The sequence below is a fragment of the Streptosporangium sp. NPDC000509 genome (genome assembly GCF_042898365.1).
Taxonomy (GTDB): domain Bacteria; phylum Actinomycetota; class Actinomycetes; order Streptosporangiales; family Streptosporangiaceae; genus Streptosporangium.
The window spans coordinates 209,487-234,643 of record NZ_JBIAYX010000016.1 but is presented as its reverse complement, the minus strand read 5'-3'; the positions used below and the strand labels follow the sequence as shown (position 1 = coordinate 234,643).

Below are 25,157 nucleotides of genomic sequence, written 5' to 3'. Positions count from 1 at the left end.
TTACCCAGCTCGCCGCGCTCGCTCACGTGAAGGTGATGGAGACGTGGTCGCTCACCGGCCGGTAACCGATCGCCTGATAGATCGAGTTGGACGTGGGGTTGGACAGGTCGGTGAAGAGCAACACCTCCGTGGCGCCCTCGGCCCGCACCTTGGCACTCGCCGCGTGGGAGACCGCGGTGCCGTAGCCCTTCCCGCGAGACTCGGGGGGCGTGTAGACCGGGCCGACCCGGCTCATCCCGCCGATGGGCGCGGAGACCCCGGCGAACGCGACGGGCCGCCCGCCCGCCTCCCACACGACCAGCTCCCGTCTCGCGATCCTGCTCGCCACCAGCGCGGTCAGGTCGACGTCACCGACACCTTTCGCCTCGGCCTGAAACTCCTCGCTCCACCGGACCAGGAGGCCGAGATCGGCCGCGACGGCGACCCGGGAGGCCCCTGCCGCACGGGATTTCGGGGGGACGAGCGCGTCGAGCCGGTAGAGGCGCTCGGCGCGGCGGCTCTCCTCGGGCCGCCACCAGGAGGCGGCGAACGTCTCGGCCGGCGAGAGCGGACCGCTCACACCGGAGATCACCCTCTCGGCCTCGATCAGGCGGGCGGCGAGCTCGGGCACCGTGTCGGCGGGGATCGCGGGGAGCAGGAGGGCGTGGGGCGGCGTCTGGATCGCCGTGGCCACGACCCGGCCGTCACGCTCCAGCCGCCCCAGCAGCGGGTCGTCACCCCACAGGCCGTTGCGTATGGCACGCAGGACCGTGAGAAGGACGGTGTTGCGAACCGGATCCCGCAGCAGCCACGGCTCCGCCACGCCCGTGTACGCCTCGACATCGGAGGTGAAGATCCACGTCATGAGGTGATTGTGCCCATCGGGGATCTTCCGTGCCAGCGGATAAAGCCCGGCTCACGGGCATGACGAGGGCCGCCGCGCTCCATCGGGTGGCGCGGCGGCCTCGTCATCGGGTGCCGGCCCTCAGGCCGCGCTCTCCGCGAGATAGGGCGCCCACTGGGGATCGCCGACGACGTGCGCGCCGATCAACCGCCAGTGGACGCCGCGTGGCACCACCGGGGCGACGTTGAGCGTCCACCCCAGTTCCTCCAGCATGCGGTCGGCCTTGCGGTGGTTGCACGTCGTGCACGAGGCGACACAGTTCTCCCAGGTGTGGGGGCCGCCTCGCGAGCGCGGGATGACATGGTCGATGGTCTCGGCCCGCTGGCCGCAGTAGGCGCACCGGTAGTCGTCCCGGCGCATCAGCGCGGTCCGGGTCAGCGGGATCCGTGACCGATATGGGATCCGGACATATCTCCGAAGCCTGATCACCGAGGGGACGTCGAGCGTACGGCTCGCCGAGCGGAACACGGCGCCCCGCCCGTCACGGTGCACGACATCGGCCTTCTCCCTGAGCACGAGCACGACGGCCCGGTGCAGGGAGAGGGTGGTCAGGGGTTCGTAGGTGGCGTTCAAGAGCAGGACCTGGCGCATCAGCGGGCCTCTCCCGCCGCACGACGTGTCACATGAGGGGGCACGCCACTGCGTGCCCCGGCTGGCGGCCCCTCCTGGGGCCCGGGCGCTTCCGTCACGAGGACCTCCGCCGGACGGCCCAGCGGATGCTCACCACGGCACCGTCCTTCACCAAGTTTGGCTGCTGCTACCTGGTTCTCGCCACCCATAAATGACTGGAGAGACACCTGATACGTTTTATGCCCGCATTACCAGTTCTTAACTCCTCCTGCCGCAGATCAGATACGCCGCCCGCGCAATGGCCGCGTCTCGCGGCCTTTAGGTCGTAGGGTTCCAGCCATGACGAGACAGCCGTATCCTCCAGCCAGCCGTCTTGAGCTCGTCGACGAGCTCCACGGTGTTCCTGTTCCCGACCCCTACCGGTGGCTTGAGGACCCGGACGATCCGGCGACGAAGGACTGGCTGGTGGGGCAGGAGAGACTGCTGGAGACCGAGCTGGACGCCCTTCCCGGACGTGAGGGCTTCAAGACCCGGATCGCCGAGTTGCTCGGCTCCGGGTCGATCGGCGCACCGACGTGGCGCGGGGAGCGGCGGTTCTTCATGCGGCGCGCCCCCGGGCAGGAGCACGCCGTCCTCTACACCGTGGACCCCGATGGCTCCGAGCGGGCGCTGCTCGATCCGATGGCGCTCGACCCGACCGGGCTGACGACCCTCGACTCCTGGCAGCCCGACAAGGAGGGCCGCCTGCTCGCCTACCAGGTCTCGGTGGGCGGTGACGAGGAATCGAGCCTCTACCTGATGGACATCGCGTACGGCGACCGGATCGAGGGGCCGATCGACCGGTGCCGCTACTCCCCCGTGGCGTGGCTGCCGGGCGGCGAGGCCTTCTACTACGTGCGCAGGCTGCCCTCCACCGAGGTACCCGAGGGCGAGGAGCAGTTCCACCGCCGGGTCTACCTGCACAGGGTCGGCACCTCCACCGAGAAGGACGTCCTGATCTTCGGTGAGGGCCTGGAGAAGACCAACTACTACGGGGTGGCGGTCTCCCGCGACGGCCGCTGGCTGCAGATCTCCGCCTCCAGGGGCACGGCGCCGCGCAACGACCTGTGGGTGGCCGACCTCCAGGCGTCCTCGCCCTCCTCACCCGAGCTGGTCGTCGTCCAGGAGGGGGTCGACGCCCAGAGCGCCCTGCACTTCGGCCGCGACGGCCGCCTGTACGTCTTCACCGACCGGGAGGCCCCGCGCGCCCGCGTCTGCGTGACCGATCCGTCCGATCCCCGGTTCGAGAACTGGCGTGACCTGATCCCGCAGGATCCCGAGGCCGTGCTCACCGACTTCGCGATCCTCGACGATCTCGACCGGCCGGTGATGCTCGTGGGCTGGACCCGTCACGCGATCAGCGAGATCTCGGTCCACGACCTGGTCACCGGCGAGCGCGTCGGCGAGGTGCCGACCCCGGGTCTCGGCACCATCGGCGGCATCAGCGAGCGCCCCGAGGGTGGCCACGAGGCCTGGTTCGGCTACACCGACAACACCACGCCGCCGAGCATCCAGCGTTACGACGCCCGCACCGGTGAGACGACGCTCTGGGCGTCCTCCCCCGGCGCGATCGAGGTGCCCGCCATCACCACCGAGCAGGTGACCTACCTCTCGGCGGACGGCAGCGAGGTCCACATGCTGGTGATCTCCCCTCCCGGTGCCGAGGGACCGCGCCCCACCGTCCTGTACGGCTACGGCGGCTTCGGCATCTCGATGACCCCCGGTTACTCGGCGTCCGTCCTGAGCTGGGTCGAGGCGGGGGGCACGTACGCCATCGCCCAGTTGCGCGGCGGCGGTGAGCAGGGCGAGGAGTGGCACAGGGCCGGGATGCTCGCCAACAAGCAGAACGTGTTCGACGACCTGCACGCGGCGGCCGAGCACCTCATCGACACCGGAGTGACCACGTCCTCGCAGCTGGCCATCTCCGGTGGTTCGAACGGCGGCCTGCTGGTGGGCGCGGCCCTGACCCAGCGGCCGGAGCTTTACGCCGCGGTGGTCTGCTCGGCGCCGCTGCTCGACATGATCCGCTACGAGCTGTTCGGCCTGGGCGCGACGTGGAACGTCGAGTACGGCTCCGCCGAGAAGCCCGATGAGTTCGCCTGGCTGCACTCCTACTCCCCCTATCACCACGTTCGGGAGGGCGTGTCCTACCCGGCGACGCTGTTCACCGTCTTCCAGTCCGACACCCGGGTCCATCCGCTGCACGCCTGGAAGATGTGCGCCGCCCTGCAGCACGCACAGGCCTCGGAGCGGCCGATCCTGCTCCGCAACGAGGCGGAGGCCGGTCACGGGGCCCGCGCGGTGAGCAAGACCGTCGAGCTCGCCTCCGACCAGCTCAGCTTCCTCGCCTACCACACCGGCCTGACCTCCTGAGGGTGCGGGCCTGAGAGCCATCGGCAGAAAAGGGCGCGTCCGGGAGTCCGGGCGCGCCCTCTCCACGTCCGCGGGGGCCGGACCGTCGAGGGCTGTGGCCATGGTCGGGGCACGGTCAGGGCCGCACGGCCGGGGACCGCACAGTCAGGGCCGTGCGGTCAGGGCCGTGCGGTCAGGGCCGTGCGGATGGGGCCGTATGGACGGCGCGGCTGGACCGTCGGGGCGGCGGCCATGATCGGGGCTGCCGGACTGTCGGGGGCGGCGGCTATGGTCGGGGCGTGAACGACGCGGCGGTGACCGAGGGCCTGACCTTCACCGAGAGTGAGCCGGGAGCCTTCCTGCGGCCCTACGTCACGCACCTGTCGGCCTACACCGAGCGTTACGCCGATCCCATGCCCCGACGGCAGCCGCCGTTCGCCGGGGTCGTCATGATCTTCGGGTTCGGTGCGCCGCTGACGCTGGACGGCCCGGAGGGCGCCCAGCGGCTGGCCTCGTTCGCCGGTGGCCTGCATGACACCTACGTCGACACCACCACGACCGGGATCTCCGAGGGGGTGCAGGTCAACCTCACACCGCTCGGGGCCAGGCGGCTGCTCGGGATGCCCCTGCGGGAGCTGGCCAACCGGGTGGTTCCGCTGGAGGAGGTTCTCGGGGGGTGGGCCACGGCCACGGTCGAGCGGCTGGCGGAGGCTCCCGACGGGGCCGTCAGGATCGCTCTGCTGGACGAGGCGCTCAGCACGCGCATCGGCGACGCCCCGCTGCCCGACCGCCGTGTCGGCTGGGCGTGGCAGCGGCTGGTCGCCACCCGGGGCACCATGTCCGTGGCCTCGATAGCCGCCGAGCTGGGATGGAGTCACCGGCACCTCGTCTCCCGCTTCCACGACCAGATCGGGCTGGCGCCGAAGGCCGCGGCCAGGGTGCTGCGCTTCGAGCACGCCTCCGGCCGCCTGAGGTCCGGCATGTCACCGGCCGACACCGCCGCCGTCTGCGGCTACTACGACCAGGCTCACATGAACCGCGAGTTCAGGGCCATGGCGGGCGTCACTCCCCGCGGTCTGGCGTCTCCCCCTCGCGCCATCGGGTGATCAAGAACCTTGGGCGCGGCCTCCCTCGGGGAGGAGGTCCACAGGTCAGATTTTTCCAAGCCCTGACGCTCCCGCCGGTGACATCGTGGTGATCACTACATGGGAGGAGAGAACATGCGAACGGTGTACCCACTGGTCCGTTACCGTGACGCGGGCAAGGCCGTCGAGTGGCTGGTCCAGGCGTTCGGTTTCGAGGTCCACGAGCTCCACACAACCGCCGACGGGGGCGTCGGTCACGGGGAGCTGATCGTCGGCACCGGAATGATCATGACGAGTCCGGGCGAGCCGGGAGGGCCGGGAGTCTACGTCGCCGTGGACGACCCCGACGCCCACCACGCCAGGGCCGTCGCGGCCGGGGCGGAGGTCACCATGGAGCCGGCCGACAAGGACTACGGCTCCCGCGATTACGCCTGCAAGGATCTGGAGGGCAACATCTGGTACTTCGGCACGTACCGGCCCTGATACGACGATCCCGGCGCGGTGGTCCAGGCCCCACGACCGCGCGGCCGGCGGTCCGGGCCCGGTAGCGGCGTGCCCCGGCTGTCCAGGCCCGGTGACGGCGCGCCCGGTGGTCCGGGCCTGGTGGCGGCGTGCCTGCTCAAAAAAGGCCGAGGGTGTCGCGGGCCGCGGCCACGGCGGCCTGGCCGAAGCTGATGCCGCCGTCGTTCGGCGGGACGGTTCGGTGGGTCAGGACCCGCAGCCCGCGCAGCCGGAGGGCGGTGACGAGACCGTCCAGCAGCAGCCGGTTCTGGAAGACCCCACCCGACAGGGCGACCGTACCGATGCCCGTGTCCTCGCGCAGCCGCGCGCACACCCGTGCGGCAGCGGCGGCGAGGCCGTTGTGGAAACGGGCCGCGACGAGCGCCGGAACCGCCCCGGCGCGCGTGTCCTCCACGACCGCGCGGACGAGGTCCGCGGCCAGGATCGTCAGAAGCGGTCCGTCGTCGACGATCCTGGCCCGGTAGGCGCCCTTCTCCACGGGGTCGGCACACTGCTCCAGGGCGATCGCGGCCTGCCCCTCGTATCCGGCGGTGTCGCGGAGCCCGATGATCGCCGCCACCGCGTCGAACAGGCGTCCGGCGCTGGAGGTGAGGGGGGAGTTCGTCCCGGACTCGGCCACCGCGACCACCTCGTCCCAGCGCGGGCCGTGGCGGACCCTGACCGGCAGGTCCTCGGGGAGCGCGTCACCGTAGGCCGCGTGCAGGTGCGCGGCCGCCATCCGCCAGGGCTGCCTGATCGCCGCGGTGCCACCGGGCATCGGTACCGGCGCCAGGCGCCCGGCACGGGTGAAGCCCGCCAGGTCGGCCACCAGGAACTCACCGCCCCAGATGGTGCCGTCGGTGCCGTAGCCGAGACCGTCGAAGGCCACCCCGATGACCGGGCCGCGCTCCCGGTTGTCGGCCAGGCAGGAGGCGATGTGCGCGTGGTGGTGCTGCACGCCGGTCAGGTCCACCGACCCGGGCACCTCCAGGTCGAGGGCGTACTTCGTGGACAGGTACTCGGGATGCAGGTCGTGGGCGACGAGCGCCGGGGTGATGCCGAGCAGGCGCCGGAGGTGCTCGATCCCCTCGGTGAAGGAGCACAGCGTCTCGTAGTTCTCCAGGTCGCCGATGTGGTGGGAGACGAAGGCGTGCTCCTGCCGCGCGAGGCAGAACGTGCTTTTCAGCTCGGCGCCACAGGCGAGTACCGCCCGGCGGGCGGGCGGTGAGAGCCGCAGGGGCTCCGGGGCGTACCCCCGGGACCTGCGCAGCGGCAGCGCGCCCCCTCCTACGGCGAGGAGCACCGAGTCGTCGGCGCGGGCGTGGATCGGCCGGTCGTGGGTGAGGAAGGCGTCCGCGACCCCGGCGAGCCGGGTGAGCGCGTCGTCGTCGCGGTAGGCGATGGGCTCGTCGGAGAGGTTTCCGCTGGTGAGAACGTACGGGCGGGCGAGTTCGGCGGCGAGCAGGTGGTGTACCGGCGTGTACGGCAGCATGAGACCGAGGCGGCGGTCGCCCGGCGCGACCGCTTCGGCCACCGCGCCTCCTGGGCGGCGGGGCAGCAGCACGATCGGACGCCGGGAGCCGGTGAGCAGCCGCTCGCCCTCGGCGTCCAGCTCGCACAGCGCCCGCGCGGTGCGCAGGTCGGGGACCATGACCGCGAACGGCCTCTCCTCGCGGCGCTTACGGGAGCGCAGGGTCCGGGTGGCCTCCTCGTCGGTGGCGTCGACCGCCAGGTGATACCCGCCGAGTCCTTTGACGGCCAGGACGCCTCCCGCTCGCAGCACCCGCACCGCCGCCACGATCGGATCGACGCCGTCGTCCGGCCTCTTACCGGGATGCCCGGTACCCGGTCCGTGGACATGCGAGCCGCCGTTCGGACCAGGGGGATCCGGGCCGTCACCGGAATCACCCCCGCCCGGATCACGAGCGTGCGAGGCGCCGCGAAGACCGCCGTCCAGGAGGCGGAGGGCCGGGCCGCAGGCCGGGCAGCAGATCGGCTGGGCGTGGAACCGGCGGTCCGACGGGTCGAGGTACTCCCTCTCGCACTCACCGCACATGGCGAACCCGGCCATCGTGGTGGCGGCTCGGTCGTAGGGGACGTCCCGGATGATGGTGAACCTCGGCCCGCAGTTGGTGCAGTTGACGAAGGGGTGGCGGTGACGCCGGTCGGCGGGGTCGAACAGTTCGGACAGGCAGTCATCACATGTCGCGACATCAGGTGAGACAAGGGTGAACCGGTGGTTCCCCTCTCGGCTGGCCACGATGCGAAACCCCCGGTCCCCGCGTACCGGTATCTCGGTGGCCGTCAGACGGTCGATCGCCGCCAGCGGCGGGGCCTGGTCCCGCAGGCCCTTCCGGAAGCGCTCGAGGTCACCGGGCTCCCCCTCGACCTCGACGAACACACCCCGGTCGTCGTTGCCCACCCACCCGGACAGGTTCAGGCGCCGGGCGAGGAGGTGGACGTGGGGGCGGAATCCCACCCCCTGCACGATTCCCTCGATCCTGATCCTGACCCTGACCCGTGTTCCCCGCCCCACGCCCATCCCGCCATCCTTCCCGTCCTCACGGGAATGCCTCCGGGGCTCGCATGATCTGGACGGGAAGGTTACGTGAATGATCAGAGCTTTGCCGTTGGTTGTCGAGCCGGGGGTGTCGGGGCTGAAACGGCCAATCGTAATCTGGCGACTACCGTGAGAAATACGGAGCGTCGACATGCCTGGCACACCGAGTACGCGAACAACGCCTCTCTCACCACCGGTGGTCATACCGGTTACGGAGTCGGCAGTGATCGCCGCCTTCGCGCGACGGGGTCACGCCGGGCGCGCTCTGACGGGTGAGGTGGAACGTGTCGCGTGCGCCGCTCGCGCCATGGCATCGAGGTTTCGTCTCGGCGGCAAGCTGATCGTGTTCGGCGACGCGAGCGCGGACGCCGCGCACATCGCGGTCGAGTTCATGCACCCGGTCATCGTGGGCAAGAGGGCACTCCCCGCCGTGGCGCTGAGCGGCGACATCGCGACGGCCGACCCGATGAACGACGCGGGCCGCGAGAGCGACGGAGATCGTGGGAAAGGCGTGGCCGGAGGCGGGGAGAACGAAGACCACCGGCAGAGCGGGGACGGCCGGAAAGGCGGGGGCGGCGACGAGGTCTTCGCCCACCAGGTGCGCCACTGGGCGGACCCCGCCGACACAGCCCTGGGGATCTTCCGCGACGGCCGATGTCCGAGCGTTCTGCGAGGTCTGGAGGCCGCCGGGGAGCTCGGCCTGCTGACCATCGCCCTGGCCGGAGCCCTGGCCGGCGGCGGTGAGGGCGACACTCCGGGTCGCGGGGCGACGGGCCACTTCCCGACCGGGCCCATCACAGGCGAGCACACCCCGGGCGGGCGCGCCACGACCGGTCGCCTTCCGGCCGACCACATCCTGGTCGCCGCGTCCGACGAGCCGGCCGTGGTCAAGGAGGTCCACGTCACCACCTATCACCTGCTGTGGGAGCTGGTTCATGTGTTCCTCGACCGGCTCGGTCCGCCCGCGCGAGGGGCGGACCGGTGAACGGGCCCGAGGACTGCACCGACGGTGTCTGCGTCACCTGTTCCGACCAGGCGCTGCCGATGAGCGTGGTCAGGCTGCTTGAGGGGGACCTGGCGATCGTCGACGCGGGCGGGGTCCTCGAAGAGGTGAGCGTGGCACTGGTCGACCCCGCGGTGGGCGACACCGTCCTCGTCCACGCCAGGGAGGCCATCGCCGTCGTCGCGCGCGGAAGCACCGGGAAGAGCGACGAGGAGATCTCCGAGGAAGGCGACGACGGCGCCGAGGAGGAGGACGGCGATGAGCGCGCTTGACGAAACGCCCGCGGAGGGCGTGCGCGAGCTGTACCCCTTCCTTTACGACCACCCCGAGCACGACGAGCACCTCGGCCGGGCCGATCTCGGCACGACGGAGGTGCGGGCGGAGGCGGTGCGATCGGCCGTGGAGAAGACCGGCGAGATCGTACGGCTGCGCGAGCGGATGGGCGCGGAGTCGGCGGCGGAGCTCGCGGCGTGCGCCGAGGAGATGGCCGCGCGGTTCGTCGCGGGCGGGCGGCTGTTCAGCTTCGGCAACGGCGGGAGCAGCACCGACGCCCAGGAGGTCGCCACCGCCTTCCTGCGGCCCTGCCGCGGCCCGGCCCTGCCCGCCCTCTGCCTGACCGCCGACGTCGCCGTGGTCACCGCGCTCTCCAACGACGTCGGCTTCGAGGTGGTCTTCGCCAGGCAGCTCGCGGCGCTGGGCCGTCCGGGGGACATCGTCGTCGGACTGTCCACGAGCGGCGGATCGGCCAACGTCGTCCGGGCGTTCGAGGAGGCGGCCCGTCGGGGCATGCTCACCGTCGGGCTGGCCGGAGGCGGGGGCGGCAGGCTGGCCGAACTGTCCGAGCGGGGCGTCCTGGACCATCTGTTCGTCGTCCCCTCCTCCTCGGTGCACCGGATCCAGGAGGCGCAGACCACCCTCTACCACGTCCTTCGGGAACTGGCCTGGCACGCGCTCGGATCGGCGCCGATACCGCGAGCGCACAGCCCGGGGTGAGCCCGGCAGCCCGGGCGCACAGCCCGGGTGAGGAGAACCCGTGCCCCCCTTCACGTTCCGCAGACATCACGAGGAGTGGGAGGCGTCATGGCAGCGCCGACGGACACAGCGAGCGGCAGAGCTCAGGAGCAAGAGGAGCCCGTCGTCCACATACTGTGGATCAACGCCGGGCTGAGCTGCGACGGCGACTCCGTCGCGCTCACCGCGGCGACCCAGCCGAGTATCGAGGAGATCGTGCTCGGCGCGCTTCCCGGACTTCCCAAGGTGGCCGTGCACTGGCCACTCATCGACTTCGAGTCCGGGCCGATGCAGGGCTCCGATGTCTTCATCGAGTGGTTCTTCAAGGCCAAGCGTGGCGAACTGGACCCGTTCGTCCTGGTCGTCGAGGGCTCGATCCCGAACGAGACGATCAAGCAGGAGGGCTACTGGTCCGGGTTCGGCAACAACCCGGAGACCGGCCAGCCCATGACGACCAGCGAGTGGCTGGACCTGCTCGCGCCCAAGGCGACCGCGATCGTGTGCGCGGGCACCTGCTCGGCGTACGGCGGCATCCACGCCATGGCGGGCAACCCGACCGGGGCCATGGGCGTCGCCGACTATCTGGGCTGGGACTGGAAGTCCAAGGCGGGGCTGCCGATCGTCAACGTGCCGGGCTGCCCGGTGCAGCCGGACAACCTCTCCGAGACGCTCCTCTACCTGCTCTACCAGGTCGCCGGGCAGGCACCGATGATCCCGCTCGACGAGGAGCTGCGCCCGACGTGGCTGTTCACCCAGACCGTCCACGAGGGGTGCGACCGGGCCGGCTACTACGAGCAGGGCCAGTTCACCACCGAGTACGGCTCCCCGAGGTGCCTGGTCAAGATCGGCTGCTGGGGGCCGGTCGTCCGGTGCAACGTCCCCAAGCGCGGCTGGATGAACGGGATCGGCGGCTGCCCGAACGTCGGGGGCATCTGTATCGCCTGCACGATGCCGGGTTTCCCCGACAAGTTCATGCCCTTCATGGACGAGCCGCCCGGCGCGCACATCTCCTCGACGGTGAGCGGCGCGTACGGGACCGTCGTCCGCGCGCTGCGCGGCGTCACCCTGCGGACCGTCGACAAGGAACCCAAATGGCGCCGCAAGGGGCGCGAGCTACTGACCGGCTACAAGGCGCCCTGGAGCTGATATGACGACCTCGGAGCAGAACCCCGACCTCGTGGAGATGGCCTGGGATCCCATCACCAGGATCGTCGGGAGTCTCGGCATCTACTGCAAGATCGATTTCAAGAACCGGCGGATCGCCGAGTGTCACAGCACCTCGTCGATCTTCCGTGGCTACAGCATCTTCATGAAGGGCAAGGATCCGCGCGACGCCCACTTCATCACCAGCCGCATCTGCGGGATCTGCGGCGACAACCACGCCACCTGCTCGGTCTACGCGCAGAACATGGCGTACGGGGTGCGGCCTCCCGCCCTGGCCGAGTGGATCGTCAACCTGGGCGAGGCCGCCGAGTACATGTTCGACCACAACCTCTACCAGGAGAACCTGGTGGGGGTCGACTACTGCGAGAAGATGGTCCGCGAGACCAATCCCGGGGTGCTGGCGATGGCCGAGCGCACCGAGGCCCCGCACGCGGGCGACCACGGCTACCGCACCATCGCCGACATCATGCGGTCGCTGAACCCGCTGGAGGGCGAGTTCTACCGCGAGGCGCTCGCGGTGAGCCGCCTCACCCGCGAGATGTTCTGCCTCATGGAGGGCAGGCACGTACACCCCTCGACGCTCTATCCGGGCGGGGTGGGCACGGTCGCGACGGTGCAGCTGTTCACCGACTACCTGTCCCGGCTGATGCGCTACGTCGAGTTCATGAAGCGGGTCGTGCCCATGCACGACGACCTGTTCGACTTCTTCTACCAGGCGCTGCCCGGCTACGAGGAGGTCGGCCGCAGGCGGGTGCTGCTCGGCTGCTGGGGAAGCTTCCAGAACCCCGAGCACTGCGACTTCACCTACCGCAACATGAGCGACTGGGGTCGCGAGATGTACGTCACGCCGGGGGTGATCGTCGACGGCAAGCTGGTCACCGACGACCTGGTCGACATCAACCTCGGCATCCGGATCCTGCTGGGCAGCTCCTACTACGACGACTGGCAGGACCAGGAGCCGTTCGTCACCCACGACCCGCTGGGCAACCCGGTCGACATCCGGCACCCGTGGAACCAGCACACCATCCCACACCCGCAGAAACGCGACTTCAGCGACAGGTACAGCTGGGTCATGTCGCCCCGCTGGTTCGACGGGGAGGACGCGCTCGCGCTCGACACCGGCGGCGGGCCCATCGCCAGGCTCTGGTCGACGGCGCTGTCCGGCAGGGTCGACATCGGCTACGTCAGAGCGACCGGCCACAGCGTGCTGATCAACCTGCCACGGACGGCGCTGAGGCCGGAGAAGACGTTCGAGTGGAAGATCCCCGAGTTCAAGGGGCAGCCGCTGTCCAACGCCCTGGAGCGCAACCGGGCCCGCACCTACTTCCAGGCCTACGCGGCGGCGTGCGCGCTCTACTTCGTCGAGCAGGGCCTGGCCGAGGTACGGGCGGGCCGTACCCAGACCTGGGAGCCGTTCACGGTTCCCGACGAGGCGATCAGTTGCGGTTTCACCGAGGCCGTGCGGGGCGTGCTCTCCCACCACATGGTGATCAGGAACGGGAAGATCGCCAACTACCACCCGTACCCGCCGACGCCCTGGAACGCGAGCGTCCGCGACGTGCACGGCACGCCGGGGCCGTACGAGGACGCGGTGCAGAACACGCCGATCTTCGAGGAGAACCCGCCCGAGGACTTCAAAGGCATCGACATCATGCGCACCGTGCGGAGCTTCGATCCGTGCCTGCCGTGCGGGGTGCACATGTACCTCGGCGGCGGCGAGGAGCTTCGCAGGGTGCACACCCCCCACGCCTTCGACACCCAGTGAACCGACCGTTTCCCGGCGCAGGAAAGGGGACCCTGGCAGATGCCGCGAACCCATGACGTCCAGGCGACGGGCGATCGTGTCGAGGCGCTCATCGCCGACCTCGGCGCGCTGAGCGACGCCGTGACGCGCGCCAAGGCCGAGGACCTCGTACGTGCCCTCGTCGAGCTGTACGGCGCCGGTCTGGAACGCGTCGTCGAGATCGTCACCGACGCCGAGGCCGCCGAGGTGCTGGGCCGCATGGTCGGCGACCCGCTCGTGTCCGGGCTGCTGGTGCTGCACGACCTGCACCCGCTGAGCACGGCCGAACGCGTCCGCGACGCGCTGGAGAGCGTACGGCCCCACCTGGGGTCGCACGAGGGCGGTGTGGAACTGCTCGGCGTGGGCGAGGACGGGATCGTGCGGCTCCGTCTGGAGGGCGCCTGTCGCGGCTGCCCGTCCTCGCTGCTCACCGTGACCGACGCCATCGAACGAGCCATCGCCCAGGCGGCGCCCGAGGTGTCGGGGGTGGAGGTCGAGGGGGTGAGCGACGGGCGGCAGGGGCTGCTGCAGATCCAGCGCCGCGCGCCCGGCCCGTGCCCGGTTCCGGAGCGGGCTCCGGACTCCGCGCCGGCCCCGGGAGCGGCGCGAGGACCGGGAGCGGCGCCGAGGTCGGGGCCGGGACCGGCCCCCGATCCGGAGCGGGAGCCAGGATCGCGGCAGGAGCGGCAGGAGCAAGGATCGGGCTCACCGCGGACGGCGAAGCCGGAGCCGGTCCCGTGACGGCCACCGGGCTGCGCAGGTTCCGCGAGCCGCCCCGGACGGACCGGCCCGCCGGGGCGCCGACGACGTCAAAGGCACCCGCGACACCGACAACGCTGTGCGAGCTGTGCGCGACCCCCGCGAGTGAGGAGCACGGCCACCTCGTGAATGTCGAGAGCCGAGCGCTGCTGTGCGCCTGCCGGGCCTGCTACCTGCTGTTCACCCGCGACACGGACGGCCGGGCACGCTACCGGGCCGTCCCGCGACGCTACCTCCACGCCCCGCGTTTCCTGTTGAGCGCGGCCGACTGGGACGAGATGCAGATCCCGGTCCGCACGGCCTTCTTCTTCCACAACTCCGCGATGGACCGGACCGTGGCGTTCTATCCGAGCCCGGCCGGAGCCACCGAGTCGCTGCTGCCGTTGGAGACGTGGCGGCGCGTCCTGGCGAACAACCCGGAGATGGCCGACGTCCGGCCCGACGTGGAGGCACTCCTGGTGGACCGCCGTCCCGACGGCGGTTTCGCCTGCCATCTGGTGCCGATCGACACCTGCTACGCGTTGGTCGGCCTGGTGCGGATGCACTGGAAGGGCTTCGACGGCGGCGAGGCGGCGCGGGAGGCGATCGACGGTTTCTTCGCCGACCTGCGCGGACGCGGCCGCACCGTACCGCCCCTCCGAGGTGGTGAGGACGGTGAATGAGCTCACGTTCGACTGCGTGGGCGTGCGGGCGGAGGCGTACGCGGCCTTCCCGACGCTCGTCTTCCGGTTGCGCGTCACCGCCCCCGCTCCCTCGGGGGTGCACACCGTCGCGCTGGGCTGCCAGATCCGGGTGGAGCCCCACCTGCGGCGCCACGGCGCCGACGAGGCGGAGTTGCTCGGCGACCTGTTCGGTGACCCGGCGCGCTGGGGCGACACGCTGAAGCCCCTACGGTTCGCCGACGTCTCCGTCATGGTCCCGGCGTTCACCGGGAGCACCGAGATCGACGTGCCGGTGCCGTGTGGCTACGACCTGGAGGTGTCGGCGGGCCGGTATTTCGCCGCCCTGGAGGACGGCGATATCCCGATGCTCATGCTTTTCCACGGCACGGTGTTCGCCAGGGCACGAGACGGCTTCTCGGTGAGCCAGGTGCCGTGGCATCGCGAGGCCCGCTGCCGGTTGCCGGTGGCGGTGTGGCGGGAGCTGATGGACCGCTACTTCCCGGACTCGGGGTGGTTGCGGCTGCGTCGCGGCACGCTGCGGGAACTCAGCAGGTTCAAGTCCGGGCGCGCCCTGGCGACCTGGGACGAGACCCTGGAACTACTGCTCAAGGAGACGCGGCGATGAGTGTTCCGATGGACATCGCGCGGCGGGTGGCGGACGCGGTGCTGTACGAGGGCTACCTTCTCTACCCCTATCGCGCCTCGGCGCCCAAGAACCAGGTGCGCTGGCAGTTCGGGGTGCTCGTCCCTCCGGGGTTCACCGCGACCGCCGAGTATCCGTACAACGTGACCGAATGCCTCCTCGAAGGGGCCGCGTACGCCGTCGCGCACCTGAACCTGCGCTTCCTGCACCTGAGGACACGCGGCGTCGAGCGCGCCGAGGACGACGGCTACTGGCCGGTCCAGCAGTTGCGGAACGGCCACCGGACCTACCTCGCCTTCGACGAGGCGACCGAGCGGGAGACGGAGGTGACACTCCCCATCGCCGGTCTGCTCGACGCCCCAGAGCGGGTTATCGAGGTACGGATTCCCGGAGACCGCGTGGTCGAGCCGATCGTGGCGCCGTCCGAAGAGGTGATAGGACGCCTCGTCTCCGAGCACCTGCCGCTGAACGCGGCGCTCAGGGTCTCCGCCGAGTTGGTACCGGGCCCCTACGACCTGGTCAAACTGCGCGTCCGGGTGGAGAACACCGACCCCTGGAAACCGCTGGGCGCGCCGCGCGAGCAGGCGCTGCGGCACTCGCTGATCTCGGCGCACCTGCTCATCGCGGTGACCGCCGGAGCCTTCGTCTCCCTGCTCGACCCGCCGAACTGGGCCCGGCCCGCCGTGGAGACCTGCCGCAACGAGCACACCTGGCCGGTACTCGTGGGCGAGCCGGGCCATCGGGACGTGGTGCTGTCCTCTCCGATCATCCTCTACGACCACCCGGACATCGCGCCGGAGAGCCCCGGGCCCCTGTTCGACTCCACGGAGATCGACGAGATGCTCCACCTGCGCACCCTCACCCTCACCGACTCGGAGGCCCGGGAGGCCCGGGAGACCGACCCCCGGGTGGCCGAGCTCATCGACATGGTCGGCCACATGCCACCGGAACTGCTGGAACGACTCCACGGCGCGATCCGTTCGGTGGAGGAGACCACCGACCCGCGCTCTCGGACGTCTCCGGAGATGTCCTCGTGCACGTTCGCGGAGGCGTCCTCACCCACGTCTCCGGCGAGTGAGGAGTCGTCCTGGGCCCTGGAGGAGAGGTCCGCCCCCCAGTGGGCTGACGCTGCGGTCTCCCCGGAGGCCGACAGCGTGACGATTTCCGGGGTGGCCGTCTCCAGGGGCAGCAGGGTCAGGCTGGTTCCCGGCCGGCGACGCGCCGACGCCCACGACATGTTCCTCGCCGGCAGGACCGCGCACGTCGAGGCCGTGCTCCTCGATCTCGACGGCGCCCACCACCTGGCCGTCACCCTGGAGGAGGATCCGGGCGCCGACCTGCACCGATCGCACGGCCGCTTCCTCTACTTCGCCCCCGACGAGGTCGAGCCGCTCACGGACGGCTCGCCCACCGGCCCGGCGACGGGATCCCCGGCGCGACCGGCGACCGAGAGGTCAGCGGAGAGTCCGGCCAGAGGTCCGCGGCGCGATCTCCCGCCCGGCGACGAGGAGGTGGGCGCGTGAGGATCCTGGTGGCCGGTGTGGGAAACGTCTTCCTCGGCGACGACGGCTTCGGGGTGGCGGTGGCCGGACACCTGGCCCGCACCGACCTGCCCGGCGGGGTCGAGGTCAAGGACTTCGGCATCCGAGGCGTCCACCTGGCGTACGAGCTGACCGGCGGCGGGTACGACGTCACGATCCTGGTCGACGCGGTCTCCCGCGACGGGCCGCCCGGCATCCTGTACGTCCTCGAACCGTCGGCGGGCGACGTACCGCGATCCTTCGCCGACGCGCACTCGATGACGCCGGAGACCGTGCTCTCGCTGGTGGGCGTGCTCGGCGGCGAGGCCGGTCGCGTCCTGCTCGTCGGCTGCCAGCCCGCCGACACCTCGCCGGGCATGCGACTCAGCCCTCCGGTCGCGGACGCCGTCGCCAGGGCGGCGGACCTGGTCGTCGAGCTCGCGGGGCAACAGATCGCGATGGCGCTCGCCACCGCGGGCCACGAGGAGGAACGGACATGCTGAAACGCCTTCTGGCCGGAGCGGTGCTGGCGGGGGTGGCCGTATTGGTCTACCAGTCGCTCCCCGACATCAAGCGCTACCTGAGGATGCGGAACATTTGACGTCCTCCTCGGCGTGAACGCCGAAAATTCCTGCCATGTCGCTCACGCGACATCTTGGTGGGTTCCTGTTTCACAGCCAGGAGCCTGGACGAGTCCAGGTCTTACCTCGGCTCCGCAGGCGTTTAACGTCTCCGCCCGTCCAGCGGCGACTCGAACACACTACCGGAGCGTATCCCGACCTGACGGCAAAACCAGGAGGGTCAGGGCACGCTCGCGTCAGAACGAGAGGAAACGATCATGCACGAGTTCGGGATCGCCGAGGCGATCCTCACCGCGGTGGAGAAACGGGCGGACGGCAGGCGGGTGCGACAGGCGCGAGTCCGCGCGGGCGCCCTTCTCCGCCTTACGGAACCGGCCGTCAACCTGGCGTTCTCCTCGATCTCCGAGGGTTCCGTGGCCGAGGGCGCCCACGTGGAACTGGTCATCGTCCCGGTGAGGATGACCTGCCGTTCCTGCGGGAGCACGTCCACCTCCGTCGAGCCCTTCGCCCTCTGCGCGGGGTGCGGCGACACCGATATCGACACCGAGGGCGGCGAAGACCTCGTTCTCGAGTCCATCCAGCTGGCGGAGGCCTCTCATGTGCCTGGGAATTCCCGGCGAGATCGTGGAAATCCTGTCGGATCGTCCTGATCTGGCCATGGTCGACGTCTGCGGCGTCAAGCGCGCGATCAACATCGGCCTGCTTGAGGACGAGTGCGTCGCGCCCGGCGACTGGATCCTCATCCACGTCGGGTTCGCGCTGTCGAAGATCGACGAGGTGGAGGCGAGGGCCGCGCTCGACTTCCTCGAAAGCATCGGCCAGGCGTACGAGGACGAGATCGCGGCCCTCCGAGAATCCACGATCGAAGAGGGGTGAGGGCTGATGCGTTTCGTCGACGAGTACCGCGACGCCGAGAAGGCCCGGATGCTCGCCGCGCGGATCGCCGCGCTGTGCGAGCCCGGCCGCGACTACAAGTTCATGGAGGTGTGCGGTGGGCACACCCACACGATCTACAAGCACGGCCTGGAGGACTACCTGCCCGAGGCCGTCACCCTGGTGCACGGTCCCGGCTGCCCGGTCTGCGTCATCCCGATGGGAAGGGTGGACGACGCCGTCCACATCGCCGGACAGCCGGACGTGATCATGACGTCGTTCGGCGACATGATGCGGGTGCCGGGCGGGAACGGCTCGTTCCTCGACGCCAAGGCGCGGGGGGCCGACATCCGGATGGTGTACTCCCCGCTGGACGCCCTGAAGATCGCCCGGCAGAACCCGGAACGGCGCGTGGTCTTCATGGCCATCGGGTTCGAGACCACCGCGCCCTCGACGGCGATGACGGTCCTGCGTGCCGAGGCCGAGGGGATCGAGAACTTCTCGATCTTCTGCAACCACGTGACGATCATCCCCGCCATCAAGGCGATCCTGGACTCTCCCGACCTGCGCCTCGACGGGTTCATCGGGCCGGGCCACGTCTCGACCGTGATCGGCTGCCGGCCGTACGAGTTCGTCGCGCGTGCCTACGGAAAGCCCATGGTGGTCGCCGGTTTCGAGCCGTTGGACGTACTGCACACGGTCTACCGCATCCTTCTGCAACTGTCGGAAGGCCGTTCCGAGGTGGAGAACCAGTACTCCCGGGTGGTCCCGTGGGAGGGCAACCTCAAGGCCCTGCGCGTCATCGGCCAGGTGATGGAGCTGCGGCCGTACTTCGAATGGCGCGGGCTCGGCTTCATCTCGCAGTCGGCGCTCAGGGTCACCGAGCGGTACGCCGCCTTCGACGCCGAGCGGATCTTCCGGATTCCGGGCGGGAGGGTGGCCGATCCGAAGGCGTGCCAGTGCGGCGAGGTGCTCAAGGGAGTGCTCAAGCCCTGGGAGTGCAAGGTCTTCGGCACCGCGTGCACTCCGGAGACGCCGATCGGCACGTGCATGGTGTCGTCCGAGGGCGCCTGCGCGGCGTACTACAACTTCGGCCGGTTCTCGCGCGAGCGCGTCAGGGAGGCGACCCGGACGTGAACGGCGCAGCAGACGGCGACGGGCGGACCGAGGAGTACGCCGTACGGGAGATGGATCCCCCGGGATCACGCGACGGGTGGCAGGCGCCGGGCCTGCGGGAGGAGACACCCTGCCGCGGACACGTACCGGACCTGAGTGACTCGAAGGAGGAGATGTGCGTCCGCGGACACGTACCGGACCTGAGTGACCCGAGGGAGGAGGCGCGCGTCCGGGAGCAGCGGGTGCTGGACCGGATCGAGCGGGTACGGCGACGCGGGGCGCGCGTCCGGGAGGACCGCGTCACCCTGGCGCACGGCGCGGGCGGCAAGGCCACCAGGACCCTGATCGAGGCGGTGTTCCTGGAGTCGTTCCGCAACCCGATGCTGGAGACCCTGGAGGACGGCGCGGTCACCGACGGGCTCGCCCTCACCACCGACGCGTTCGTGGTCACGCCGCTGTTCTTCCCCGGCGGCGACATCGGCGACCTCGCGGTCAACGGCACCGTCAACGACCTGGCCATGTGCGGTGCCCGCCCCCGCTACCTGTCGGCCGGATTCATCCTGGAAGAGGGGTTTCCGGTGGCCGACCTGCGGCGCGTCACCGCCTCGATGGCCGAGGCGGCGCGGGCGGCGGGCGTGTGGATCGTCACCGGTGACACCAAGGTCGTGGAGAGGGGCAAGGCGGACGGCTGCTACATCACCACCTCCGGCATCGGGACGCTTGAGCGGCCCGTCCGGCTGAGTGCCGCCTCCGCGCGGCCGGGAGACGCGGTCATCGTGTCCGGGCCGATCGGCGAGCACGGGATCACCATCATGCTCGCCCGGGGAGAGCTCGACATCGAGGCCGACCTGTGTTCCGACACCGCTCCGCTCAACGCCCTCGTCGACCTGCTGCTGGACGCCTGCGACGGCGACAGCGACGGTGGCGGCGGCGCGGTGCGCTGCCTGCGCGACGCGACCAGGGGCGGGGTCGCGACGATCGTCAACGAGATAGCGGAGTCCTCGCGGGTCGCCGTCGTCCTCGACGAGGACGCGGTGCCGGTCCGCCCCGCCGTACGGGGGGCGTGCGAACTGCTGGGGATCGACCCGCTCTACGTCGCCTGCGAGGGCCGGATGGTCGCGGTGGTGGCCGGGGATTCCGCGGAGACGGCCCTGGCCGCCCTTCGTTCCCACCCGCTCGGCTCCGACGCGGCGATCATCGGGCGGATCGCCGACGATCCGCCGGGGCTGGTCCTGCTCAGGACCGCCTTCGGCGGCACCCGCATCGTCGACCTGCTGGTCGGCGACCCGCTACCGAGAATCTGCTGACCACCGAACGAATCCAGAGGTGCCGAACATGAACAACAAACGCAAATACGGAGAAAAAGGCCGGAATGGTAAGGGCGAGAAGGGCGGCCACTCCCGCGACGTGGGCCACGCGAGCGAGGAGGTCGTGAGGTCGGGCAACCTGGCCTTCAACACCCCTCCGGATGACAAGGGGCCGCCCCGCGTGGTGTCCAAGGTGGAGCGCGAGGGCGTTCCCTCCACCGACACCAAGGCCCGGTCACCCCTCGGCGTCGGCACCAGCGAGAACCGCGGTGCCGAGAAAATCGCCTCCCGGAGGAAGGAGAAGGGGCGCGAGAAGACCGGCGTCGACGAGAGGGGACGTCCCTACGGCGTCTCCCACCCCGAGGACGTCACCGGCGTCAGCCCTCGGAAACCCGGCCGCCGGACGCGGTGATCGGTCGCCGCGCCGACCCCGCGTTCCACGCGTCCCCCCGATCGGCCCAGGGTGATCACCCGCCGCACCGGATCAGGGATGGCCGCTGACCCGCAACGAGGTGGCACGTGCAGGTCGAGGGCTATCACCGATTCGACGCTATGGGTAACCAGGTCAATCGAGGTGATACGCGGAAACGGGGCTAGCGGGGAAAGACGATCGTCTTGTGACCGTCGAGCAGGACGCGCTGCTGGGTGTGCCAGCGGACGGCCCGCGCCAGGGCCTGGCACTCGACGTCACGGCCGATGGCGGCGAGGTCGTCCGCGGAGTGGGTGTGGTTGACCCGGGCGACCTCCTGCTCGATGATCGGGCCCTCGTCAAGGTCGGCGGTCACGTAGTGCGCGGTCGCGCCGATCAGCTTCACGCCGCGGGAGTGCGCCTGGTGGTAGGGCTTGGCGCCCTTGAACGACGGCAGGAACGAGTGGTGAATGTTGATCACATTGCCCGCGAGCTTGACGCAGAGGTCTTCCGACAGCACCTGCATGTAGCGGGCGAGCACCACCAGGTCGGCCCGGTAGTGGTCGACCAGGGTGAGGACCTCCGCCTCCTGTCTGGGCTTGGTCTCGGGGGTGACCGGCAGGTGGTGGTAGTCGATGCCGTACGACTGGGTCAGCGGCCGCAGGTCCGGGTGGTTGGAGACGACCGCGACGATCTCGATGTCGAGCAGGCCCGAGCGCGTCCGGTACAGAAGATCGTTCAGGCAGTGACCGAACTTGCTCACCATCACCAGCACGCGCGGCTTGACGGAGACGTCGCGCAGCTTGAAATCCATGCCGAACTCGGGGGCGAGCGCGGCGAAGGCCTCGCGCAGCTCCCCGTCGGACAGCGGAGAGGCGAACTGCACCCGCATGAAGAACCGCTCGGCCACGGCGTCACCGAACTGCTGGCTCTCGATGATGTTGCATCCCCGCCCGGCGAGGAGACCGGAGACCGCGGCCACCACTCCCGGACGGTCCGGGCAGGACAGCGTCAACACAAACTCGGCCCTGGAACTCATGCCTTCACCCTTGAGCTTGAGAGGTCGGATCGTACGGTGCTCGCACCTGACCTGGGCAGGGTACAGCGAATCCCACCGCCGCATCCGGCCGTCCGGCACGTGGCGGACCACGAGACCCCAAGGCCACCACAGACCCCCGGAACCACCACAACCACGCGATCTCGCTCTGGTCGTCGGAGCACCCGGGATCGGCCGACATCGCCCGGAGTCAAGAAAGCCATCCGGAACCGTCCGAGGCGCTGATCCGCTGGGCGAACGGGGTGCTATCGTCCCCACCCTATGACCCCCCATCCTATGGAGACCCCAGACCCCGCGGACACCCCGGATACCACGGACATCGCGGACACCCCTCAGCCGAGCGACAGGCCCGCGACCCGGGTGATCTGTGTGGACGGGACAGGCCGGGTGCTTCTCATGCACTGGCGCGACCCCGTCGGCGGCCAGACCCTCTGGGAACCGCCGGGCGGCGGGATCGACCCGGGCGAGACCCCTCTGCAGGCCGCGCGGCGCGAACTCACCGAGGAGACGGGGCTGCCGGGCGAGGCGGTGCTGAACCTGTGGGTGCCGGTACGTAGGGAGTTTCGCTGGATCGGGGTCGACTACGCCAAGACGGAGCGGTTCTATCTGGCGAGGTTCGAGGGCACCCCCGAGGTGAGCGCCGGGGCGTTCACCGCCGAGGAGCACATCACCTACCTCGGCTGCGACTGGTTCTCACCGGCGGAGATGGTCGATCTCCCCGGCTCCCTGGAGCCCCCTGACCTGCCGGAGGTCGTCTCCCGCCTGACACTGCTGGGGTGAACCGGTCACCAGCCGGAAAAGGGAACGAACAGCCGGACAAGAAAAGCCCGCGCGGCCCTCGATCTCTCGGATCGGGGGCCGCGACCGTTGGAGGATGATTCTCTCGGTGGGGAAGAATCTCATCCCTTGTGGATGGTGCCGGCAGCGCCACCCAGTCGCGACACGCCGGCTTTGTGGACAATGATCTTTTTCATCGCACTCACCAGGGAATGGCGGTAGGTACGAAAATAATTATTCGGATATTTCCGAAATAGGCAATACCAAACCGAAAGATATCCCTAAATATAGATCACTTAGTTAAAGAGGACATAGCGGCTATTAGGTCTTTTTCTCCGTAAATCACCACACACCCCCCTCGTTCTTCACGGCGGACCTCGCGCCAGCCGAACTTGCGATAGAGCTCCATCGCCGCGAGTTGATTCATGGTGGTGTCACCGCGAAGACGTACATAACCGAGTTCGGTGGCCCGCGTCTCCAGCGCGAGCACCATCTGGGCACCGAATCCGCGACGCTGGAACTCCGGATGGACCCGCATGCGGCACATCTCGGCGGTCTGGTCGTCGACACGACGCAGACCGCCCATCGTGATGACGCGCCCCTCGGGCGTCTCGCCCACGAGGAACTCACCCCGGTCGGCGAGATAGATCTCGTGGATCCTCGGGAAGTCGTCCTCGTAGTAGACGCCGTCCCCCGGCGCGAGACCGACCTGCGCGAGGCAGATCTGGTGAAGCGCCCATACGGACTCCAAGTCGGACCAGCGATAACGCCGAAGCCTCGGCTTCAAGTGCCACTCCTGTCGGTCACCGGATCCTCCGTCGACGTGCCGCGGCTGCGCAGCGACTCCATGTAGGTCTTGAGCTTGGGATGGCCCGGGACCTTCACCTCGACCTGTTTGCCCACCTCGTGGGCGCGTTGCATGAGGATGTCGGGCCGGCAACTCTCGTCGAGGCCCAGGACCGTACGGTGGGCGATCTCCAGCGCCTCGTCCACGTCACCCTCAAGGATCTTGCACTGGGCCCGGTCGAACTTGATGAAGGTCGGGTCGAGCCAGTCGGTCGGGCCGTACTTGGTGAGCGCCTGCTCCAGGATGAGATCGGCCTCCATCGCCTGCCCGAGCTTGACAAGCGCGTCTCCCTGGTGGAAGTAGAGCTGGCGCTCGGTGTAGCCGAAGGTCGAGTCGTCCTGCTCCGTGGCGGACATCTGGGAAAAGGCGGCCCTCGCCCTCGACAGCGCCCGCTTCGCCTGGTCGACCACGTCCTTCTTGCCCGAGCCCGACATCATCGCCAGCGCGCGGGCCTCGACCACCGGAGCCATGACCTGGGCCGCACAGGGCGTCTGCCCAGCCAGGTCCCTGCTCTTCTTGGCGAGGTTGAGGGCCTCGCGCGGGTCGCCGTAGTAGAGGGGGACCAGAGCCTCCCTCGCCGTGACCCACGCCCTCAGCGCCCGGTCGCCGGTCTCGTCCGCCGCGGTCCTGCCCGTCCTGAAGAAGGACCGCGCGAGCCGGTGGTCGCCGAGATTGATCATGATCATGCCGCTCAGACCGGCGAGTTTCGCCGCCATGCGGCACAGCCGTTCTTGCAGGTCGACCGGCTGGTGCCGCTCCATCGCCTTGCGCACCGCGGCGAATTCGAGCATCACGTCGCACAGCAGCCTGAGCGGGGGGGTGTTCATGTACTGGCGGCCGAAGCCGATGGTGGATTCCTCCCACTGATCGAGCATCGCGGGCGAGACGGTGGCCGAAACCAGCGTGTCGTCCATCCGCCGACGCATGCTTTCCACCGATCCGAGCACCTGCCCGTCCAGCGCGATGCCGCTGCCGGCCAGAAGCTGTAAGAGCGTCCTCCGTAGCACGTTCTCGTCCTCCTCACCCCCGTCCGCGGGAGGGTCGGCGCCGATCGGCTGGATCAGCAGCTCACGCGGACCAGGGGAAGTGTCGGGTCTTCCATCCTGGAGATCACCTCGCACGACACCGGGCATCTTGTGGCCGTGGCCACAGATGCACGGACCGTCGTACCCGAGGGAGGGGGGCTCGACCCGGTAGGCGGAGCACAGGTAGTGCAGGTATTCGGGACCGGGCCGCTTCAGCCCGCTCTCGTACGCGGACAGGAGCGTCTCACCGATGCCGGGAGCCGCCTTACCGTCGCGTTCGAACAGCGCCCGTATCTGTTCGATGACGTCCGCGAGAGCGACGCCGTGCGCGAGGCGGTGACCTTTTATCCGAGTGGTCCCGAATTGCGAACTACACTTTTCATATATTTCCTCGGCTATCTGCGCCGAGGACTTCCCGGCCGCCAGGCCACGGGCCCGGACCTGCCTCGCCAACTCTGTCTCCCTGTGCTGCCTGCCGGACATACCGGCCCCTCTCTCGTGACCAGCTGGGCTGGCTGGCACACTGGTCCCGACCGGATCCCCATCTCCCTTGACGCAGTGTGATCTTTCGGTCGCACTGCGCCTACCGAGAATGATGGACCACGTTTGACTCATCCGGAACACGCTAAT

General features: G+C 69.7%; 26 protein-coding genes. 20 read left to right on the top strand and 6 right to left on the bottom strand.

Annotation, left to right across the window (positions count from 1 at the left end):
• Positions 1-22: 22 nt before the first annotated feature.
• Both ACFY3D_RS28505 and ACFY3D_RS28500 read right to left on the bottom strand, forming a co-directional pair.
• Positions 23-844 carry a GNAT family N-acetyltransferase gene (locus tag ACFY3D_RS28505; protein WP_389984764.1) on the bottom strand — a complete coding sequence of 274 codons (822 nt, stop codon included), beginning with the start codon at positions 842-844 and terminating at the stop codon, positions 23-25.
• Between the two features lie 120 nt (positions 845-964).
• Positions 965-1,474, bottom strand: a complete 510-nt coding sequence (locus tag ACFY3D_RS28500; RefSeq protein WP_362900022.1) for an HNH endonuclease — start codon at positions 1,472-1,474, stop codon at positions 965-967.
• Between the two features lie 318 nt (positions 1,475-1,792).
• On the opposite strand from ACFY3D_RS28500, the gene ACFY3D_RS28495 reads away from it, so the two are divergent.
• The 3 genes from ACFY3D_RS28495 (at position 1,793) to ACFY3D_RS28485 (ending at position 5,412) form a co-directional block, all read left to right on the top strand.
• Positions 1,793-3,865 (top strand): prolyl oligopeptidase family protein, encoded by a 2,073-nt coding sequence (locus ACFY3D_RS28495; RefSeq protein ID WP_389984761.1) that lies wholly within the window; start codon positions 1,793-1,795, stop codon positions 3,863-3,865.
• A gap of 278 nt (positions 3,866-4,143) precedes the next feature.
• Positions 4,144-4,950: a helix-turn-helix domain-containing protein gene (locus tag ACFY3D_RS28490; RefSeq protein WP_389772104.1), complete on the top strand. Its 807-nt coding sequence runs from the start codon at positions 4,144-4,146 to the stop codon at positions 4,948-4,950.
• Positions 4,951-5,064: 114 nt separating this feature from the next.
• Positions 5,065-5,412 (top strand): VOC family protein, encoded by a 348-nt coding sequence (locus tag ACFY3D_RS28485; RefSeq protein WP_389984758.1) that lies wholly within the window; start codon positions 5,065-5,067, stop codon positions 5,410-5,412.
• A gap of 136 nt (positions 5,413-5,548) precedes the next feature.
• Here ACFY3D_RS28485 and hypF read toward each other — a convergent pair whose 3' ends face one another.
• Positions 5,549-7,972 (bottom strand): carbamoyltransferase HypF, encoded by a 2,424-nt coding sequence (gene hypF / locus ACFY3D_RS28480; protein WP_389984755.1) that lies wholly within the window; start codon positions 7,970-7,972, stop codon positions 5,549-5,551.
• A gap of 325 nt (positions 7,973-8,297) precedes the next feature.
• Between hypF and ACFY3D_RS28475 the strand changes: the two genes are divergently transcribed.
• The 16 genes from ACFY3D_RS28475 to ACFY3D_RS28400 all read left to right on the top strand — a co-directional run bounded on the left by ACFY3D_RS28475 (position 8,298) and on the right by ACFY3D_RS28400 (position 20,824).
• On the top strand, positions 8,298-8,975 hold the full coding sequence (locus ACFY3D_RS28475) for a phosphoheptose isomerase (protein ID WP_389984752.1): 678 nt from the start codon (positions 8,298-8,300) through the stop codon (positions 8,973-8,975).
• Entirely contained in the window at positions 8,972-9,265 is a 294-nt protein-coding gene (locus ACFY3D_RS28470; RefSeq protein ID WP_389984749.1) for a HypC/HybG/HupF family hydrogenase formation chaperone, read from the top strand. Before ACFY3D_RS28475 ends, ACFY3D_RS28470 begins: the two co-directional genes overlap by 4 nt.
• Entirely contained in the window at positions 9,252-9,986 is a 735-nt protein-coding gene (locus tag ACFY3D_RS28465; RefSeq protein ID WP_389984746.1) for an SIS domain-containing protein, read from the top strand. The genes ACFY3D_RS28470 and ACFY3D_RS28465 overlap by 14 nt, the downstream gene beginning before the upstream one ends.
• Before the next feature lie 87 nt (positions 9,987-10,073).
• A complete protein-coding gene (locus ACFY3D_RS28460) occupies positions 10,074-11,150 on the top strand; it encodes a hydrogenase expression protein HypE (protein WP_389984743.1) in 1,077 nt (358 codons plus the stop codon).
• A 1-nt stretch (position 11,151) separates the two neighbouring features.
• On the top strand, positions 11,152-12,933 hold the full coding sequence (locus tag ACFY3D_RS28455) for a nickel-dependent hydrogenase large subunit (protein ID WP_389984740.1): 1,782 nt from the start codon (positions 11,152-11,154) through the stop codon (positions 12,931-12,933).
• A 39-nt stretch (positions 12,934-12,972) separates the two neighbouring features.
• Positions 12,973-13,692 (top strand): NifU family protein, encoded by a 720-nt coding sequence (locus ACFY3D_RS28450; protein WP_389984737.1) that lies wholly within the window; start codon positions 12,973-12,975, stop codon positions 13,690-13,692.
• Positions 13,689-14,372, top strand: a complete 684-nt coding sequence (locus ACFY3D_RS28445) for a DUF5947 family protein (RefSeq protein ID WP_389984734.1) — start codon at positions 13,689-13,691, stop codon at positions 14,370-14,372. Before ACFY3D_RS28450 ends, ACFY3D_RS28445 begins: the two co-directional genes overlap by 4 nt.
• A complete protein-coding gene (locus ACFY3D_RS28440) occupies positions 14,365-14,997 on the top strand; it encodes a DUF6084 family protein (RefSeq protein WP_389984731.1) in 633 nt (210 codons plus the stop codon). The genes ACFY3D_RS28445 and ACFY3D_RS28440 overlap by 8 nt, the downstream gene beginning before the upstream one ends.
• The gene (locus ACFY3D_RS28435) at positions 14,994-16,538 is read left to right on the top strand and encodes a hypothetical protein (RefSeq protein WP_389984728.1); all 1,545 of its coding nucleotides are present in this window, start codon (positions 14,994-14,996) and stop codon (positions 16,536-16,538) included. Before ACFY3D_RS28440 ends, ACFY3D_RS28435 begins: the two co-directional genes overlap by 4 nt.
• A complete protein-coding gene (locus ACFY3D_RS28430; RefSeq protein ID WP_389984725.1) occupies positions 16,535-17,038 on the top strand; it encodes a hydrogenase maturation protease in 504 nt (167 codons plus the stop codon). Before ACFY3D_RS28435 ends, ACFY3D_RS28430 begins: the two co-directional genes overlap by 4 nt.
• Complete coding sequence (locus ACFY3D_RS28425; RefSeq protein ID WP_389984722.1) at positions 17,032-17,136, top strand: DUF6893 family small protein; 105 nt, start codon at positions 17,032-17,034, stop codon at positions 17,134-17,136. Before ACFY3D_RS28430 ends, ACFY3D_RS28425 begins: the two co-directional genes overlap by 7 nt.
• A gap of 237 nt (positions 17,137-17,373) precedes the next feature.
• Positions 17,374-17,766: a hydrogenase maturation nickel metallochaperone HypA gene (locus ACFY3D_RS28420; protein ID WP_389984719.1), complete on the top strand. Its 393-nt coding sequence runs from the start codon at positions 17,374-17,376 to the stop codon at positions 17,764-17,766.
• Positions 17,741-17,992: a HypC/HybG/HupF family hydrogenase formation chaperone gene (locus tag ACFY3D_RS28415; protein ID WP_350949465.1), complete on the top strand. Its 252-nt coding sequence runs from the start codon at positions 17,741-17,743 to the stop codon at positions 17,990-17,992. Before ACFY3D_RS28420 ends, ACFY3D_RS28415 begins: the two co-directional genes overlap by 26 nt.
• Before the next feature lie 6 nt (positions 17,993-17,998).
• The gene (gene hypD / locus ACFY3D_RS28410; protein WP_350949464.1) at positions 17,999-19,126 is read left to right on the top strand and encodes a hydrogenase formation protein HypD; all 1,128 of its coding nucleotides are present in this window, start codon (positions 17,999-18,001) and stop codon (positions 19,124-19,126) included.
• On the top strand, positions 19,123-20,412 hold the full coding sequence (hypE, locus tag ACFY3D_RS28405; RefSeq protein ID WP_389984715.1) for a hydrogenase expression/formation protein HypE: 1,290 nt from the start codon (positions 19,123-19,125) through the stop codon (positions 20,410-20,412). The genes hypD and hypE overlap by 4 nt, the downstream gene beginning before the upstream one ends.
• Before the next feature lie 28 nt (positions 20,413-20,440).
• Positions 20,441-20,824, top strand: coding sequence for a hypothetical protein (locus ACFY3D_RS28400; RefSeq protein ID WP_389984712.1), 384 nt, complete (start codon positions 20,441-20,443; stop codon positions 20,822-20,824).
• Between the two features lie 181 nt (positions 20,825-21,005).
• On the opposite strand, the gene purU is transcribed toward ACFY3D_RS28400, so the two are convergent.
• Positions 21,006-21,860 (bottom strand): formyltetrahydrofolate deformylase, encoded by an 855-nt coding sequence (gene purU / locus ACFY3D_RS28395; protein ID WP_350949462.1) that lies wholly within the window; start codon positions 21,858-21,860, stop codon positions 21,006-21,008.
• Positions 21,861-22,154: 294 nt separating this feature from the next.
• Between purU and ACFY3D_RS28390 the strand changes: the two genes are divergently transcribed.
• Positions 22,155-22,658, top strand: coding sequence for an NUDIX hydrolase (locus tag ACFY3D_RS28390; protein WP_389984709.1), 504 nt, complete (start codon positions 22,155-22,157; stop codon positions 22,656-22,658).
• A 289-nt stretch (positions 22,659-22,947) separates the two neighbouring features.
• On the opposite strand, the gene ACFY3D_RS28385 is transcribed toward ACFY3D_RS28390, so the two are convergent.
• Together ACFY3D_RS28385 and ACFY3D_RS28380 are read right to left on the bottom strand one after the other, a co-directional pair.
• Positions 22,948-23,442, bottom strand: a complete 495-nt coding sequence (locus ACFY3D_RS28385) for a GNAT family N-acetyltransferase (RefSeq protein WP_350949460.1) — start codon at positions 23,440-23,442, stop codon at positions 22,948-22,950.
• Positions 23,439-25,010, bottom strand: coding sequence for an XRE family transcriptional regulator (locus ACFY3D_RS28380; protein WP_389984706.1), 1,572 nt, complete (start codon positions 25,008-25,010; stop codon positions 23,439-23,441). Before ACFY3D_RS28380 ends, ACFY3D_RS28385 begins: the two co-directional genes overlap by 4 nt.
• Positions 25,011-25,157 lie beyond the last annotated feature (147 nt).

What these genes read in the sequence shown, in the direction of transcription:
- ACFY3D_RS28455 (WP_389984740.1), top strand. Translation starts at nt 11,152, where the DNA reads ATGACGACCTCGGAGCAGAACCCCGACCTCGTGGAGATGGCCTGGGAT.
- ACFY3D_RS28380 (WP_389984706.1), bottom strand. Translation starts at nt 25,010, where the DNA reads ATGTCCGGCAGGCAGCACAGGGAGACAGAGTTGGCGAGGCAGGTCCGG.
- ACFY3D_RS28450 (WP_389984737.1), top strand. Translation starts at nt 12,973, where the DNA reads ATGCCGCGAACCCATGACGTCCAGGCGACGGGCGATCGTGTCGAGGCG.
- ACFY3D_RS28460 (WP_389984743.1), top strand. Translation starts at nt 10,074, where the DNA reads ATGGCAGCGCCGACGGACACAGCGAGCGGCAGAGCTCAGGAGCAAGAG.
- ACFY3D_RS28465 (WP_389984746.1), top strand. Translation starts at nt 9,252, where the DNA reads ATGAGCGCGCTTGACGAAACGCCCGCGGAGGGCGTGCGCGAGCTGTAC.
- ACFY3D_RS28390 (WP_389984709.1), top strand. Translation starts at nt 22,155, where the DNA reads ATGGAGACCCCAGACCCCGCGGACACCCCGGATACCACGGACATCGCG.
- ACFY3D_RS28425 (WP_389984722.1), top strand. Translation starts at nt 17,032, where the DNA reads ATGCTGAAACGCCTTCTGGCCGGAGCGGTGCTGGCGGGGGTGGCCGTA.
- ACFY3D_RS28505 (WP_389984764.1), bottom strand. Translation starts at nt 844, where the DNA reads ATGACGTGGATCTTCACCTCCGATGTCGAGGCGTACACGGGCGTGGCG.
- hypD (WP_350949464.1), top strand. Translation starts at nt 17,999, where the DNA reads ATGCGTTTCGTCGACGAGTACCGCGACGCCGAGAAGGCCCGGATGCTC.
- ACFY3D_RS28495 (WP_389984761.1), top strand. Translation starts at nt 1,793, where the DNA reads ATGACGAGACAGCCGTATCCTCCAGCCAGCCGTCTTGAGCTCGTCGAC.
- hypF (WP_389984755.1), bottom strand. Translation starts at nt 7,972, where the DNA reads ATGGGCGTGGGGCGGGGAACACGGGTCAGGGTCAGGATCAGGATCGAG.
- ACFY3D_RS28475 (WP_389984752.1), top strand. Translation starts at nt 8,298, where the DNA reads ATGGCATCGAGGTTTCGTCTCGGCGGCAAGCTGATCGTGTTCGGCGAC.
- ACFY3D_RS28420 (WP_389984719.1), top strand. Translation starts at nt 17,374, where the DNA reads ATGCACGAGTTCGGGATCGCCGAGGCGATCCTCACCGCGGTGGAGAAA.
- ACFY3D_RS28485 (WP_389984758.1), top strand. Translation starts at nt 5,065, where the DNA reads ATGCGAACGGTGTACCCACTGGTCCGTTACCGTGACGCGGGCAAGGCC.
- ACFY3D_RS28435 (WP_389984728.1), top strand. Translation starts at nt 14,994, where the DNA reads ATGAGTGTTCCGATGGACATCGCGCGGCGGGTGGCGGACGCGGTGCTG.
- ACFY3D_RS28500 (WP_362900022.1), bottom strand. Translation starts at nt 1,474, where the DNA reads ATGCGCCAGGTCCTGCTCTTGAACGCCACCTACGAACCCCTGACCACC.
- purU (WP_350949462.1), bottom strand. Translation starts at nt 21,860, where the DNA reads ATGAGTTCCAGGGCCGAGTTTGTGTTGACGCTGTCCTGCCCGGACCGT.
- ACFY3D_RS28400 (WP_389984712.1), top strand. Translation starts at nt 20,441, where the DNA reads ATGAACAACAAACGCAAATACGGAGAAAAAGGCCGGAATGGTAAGGGC.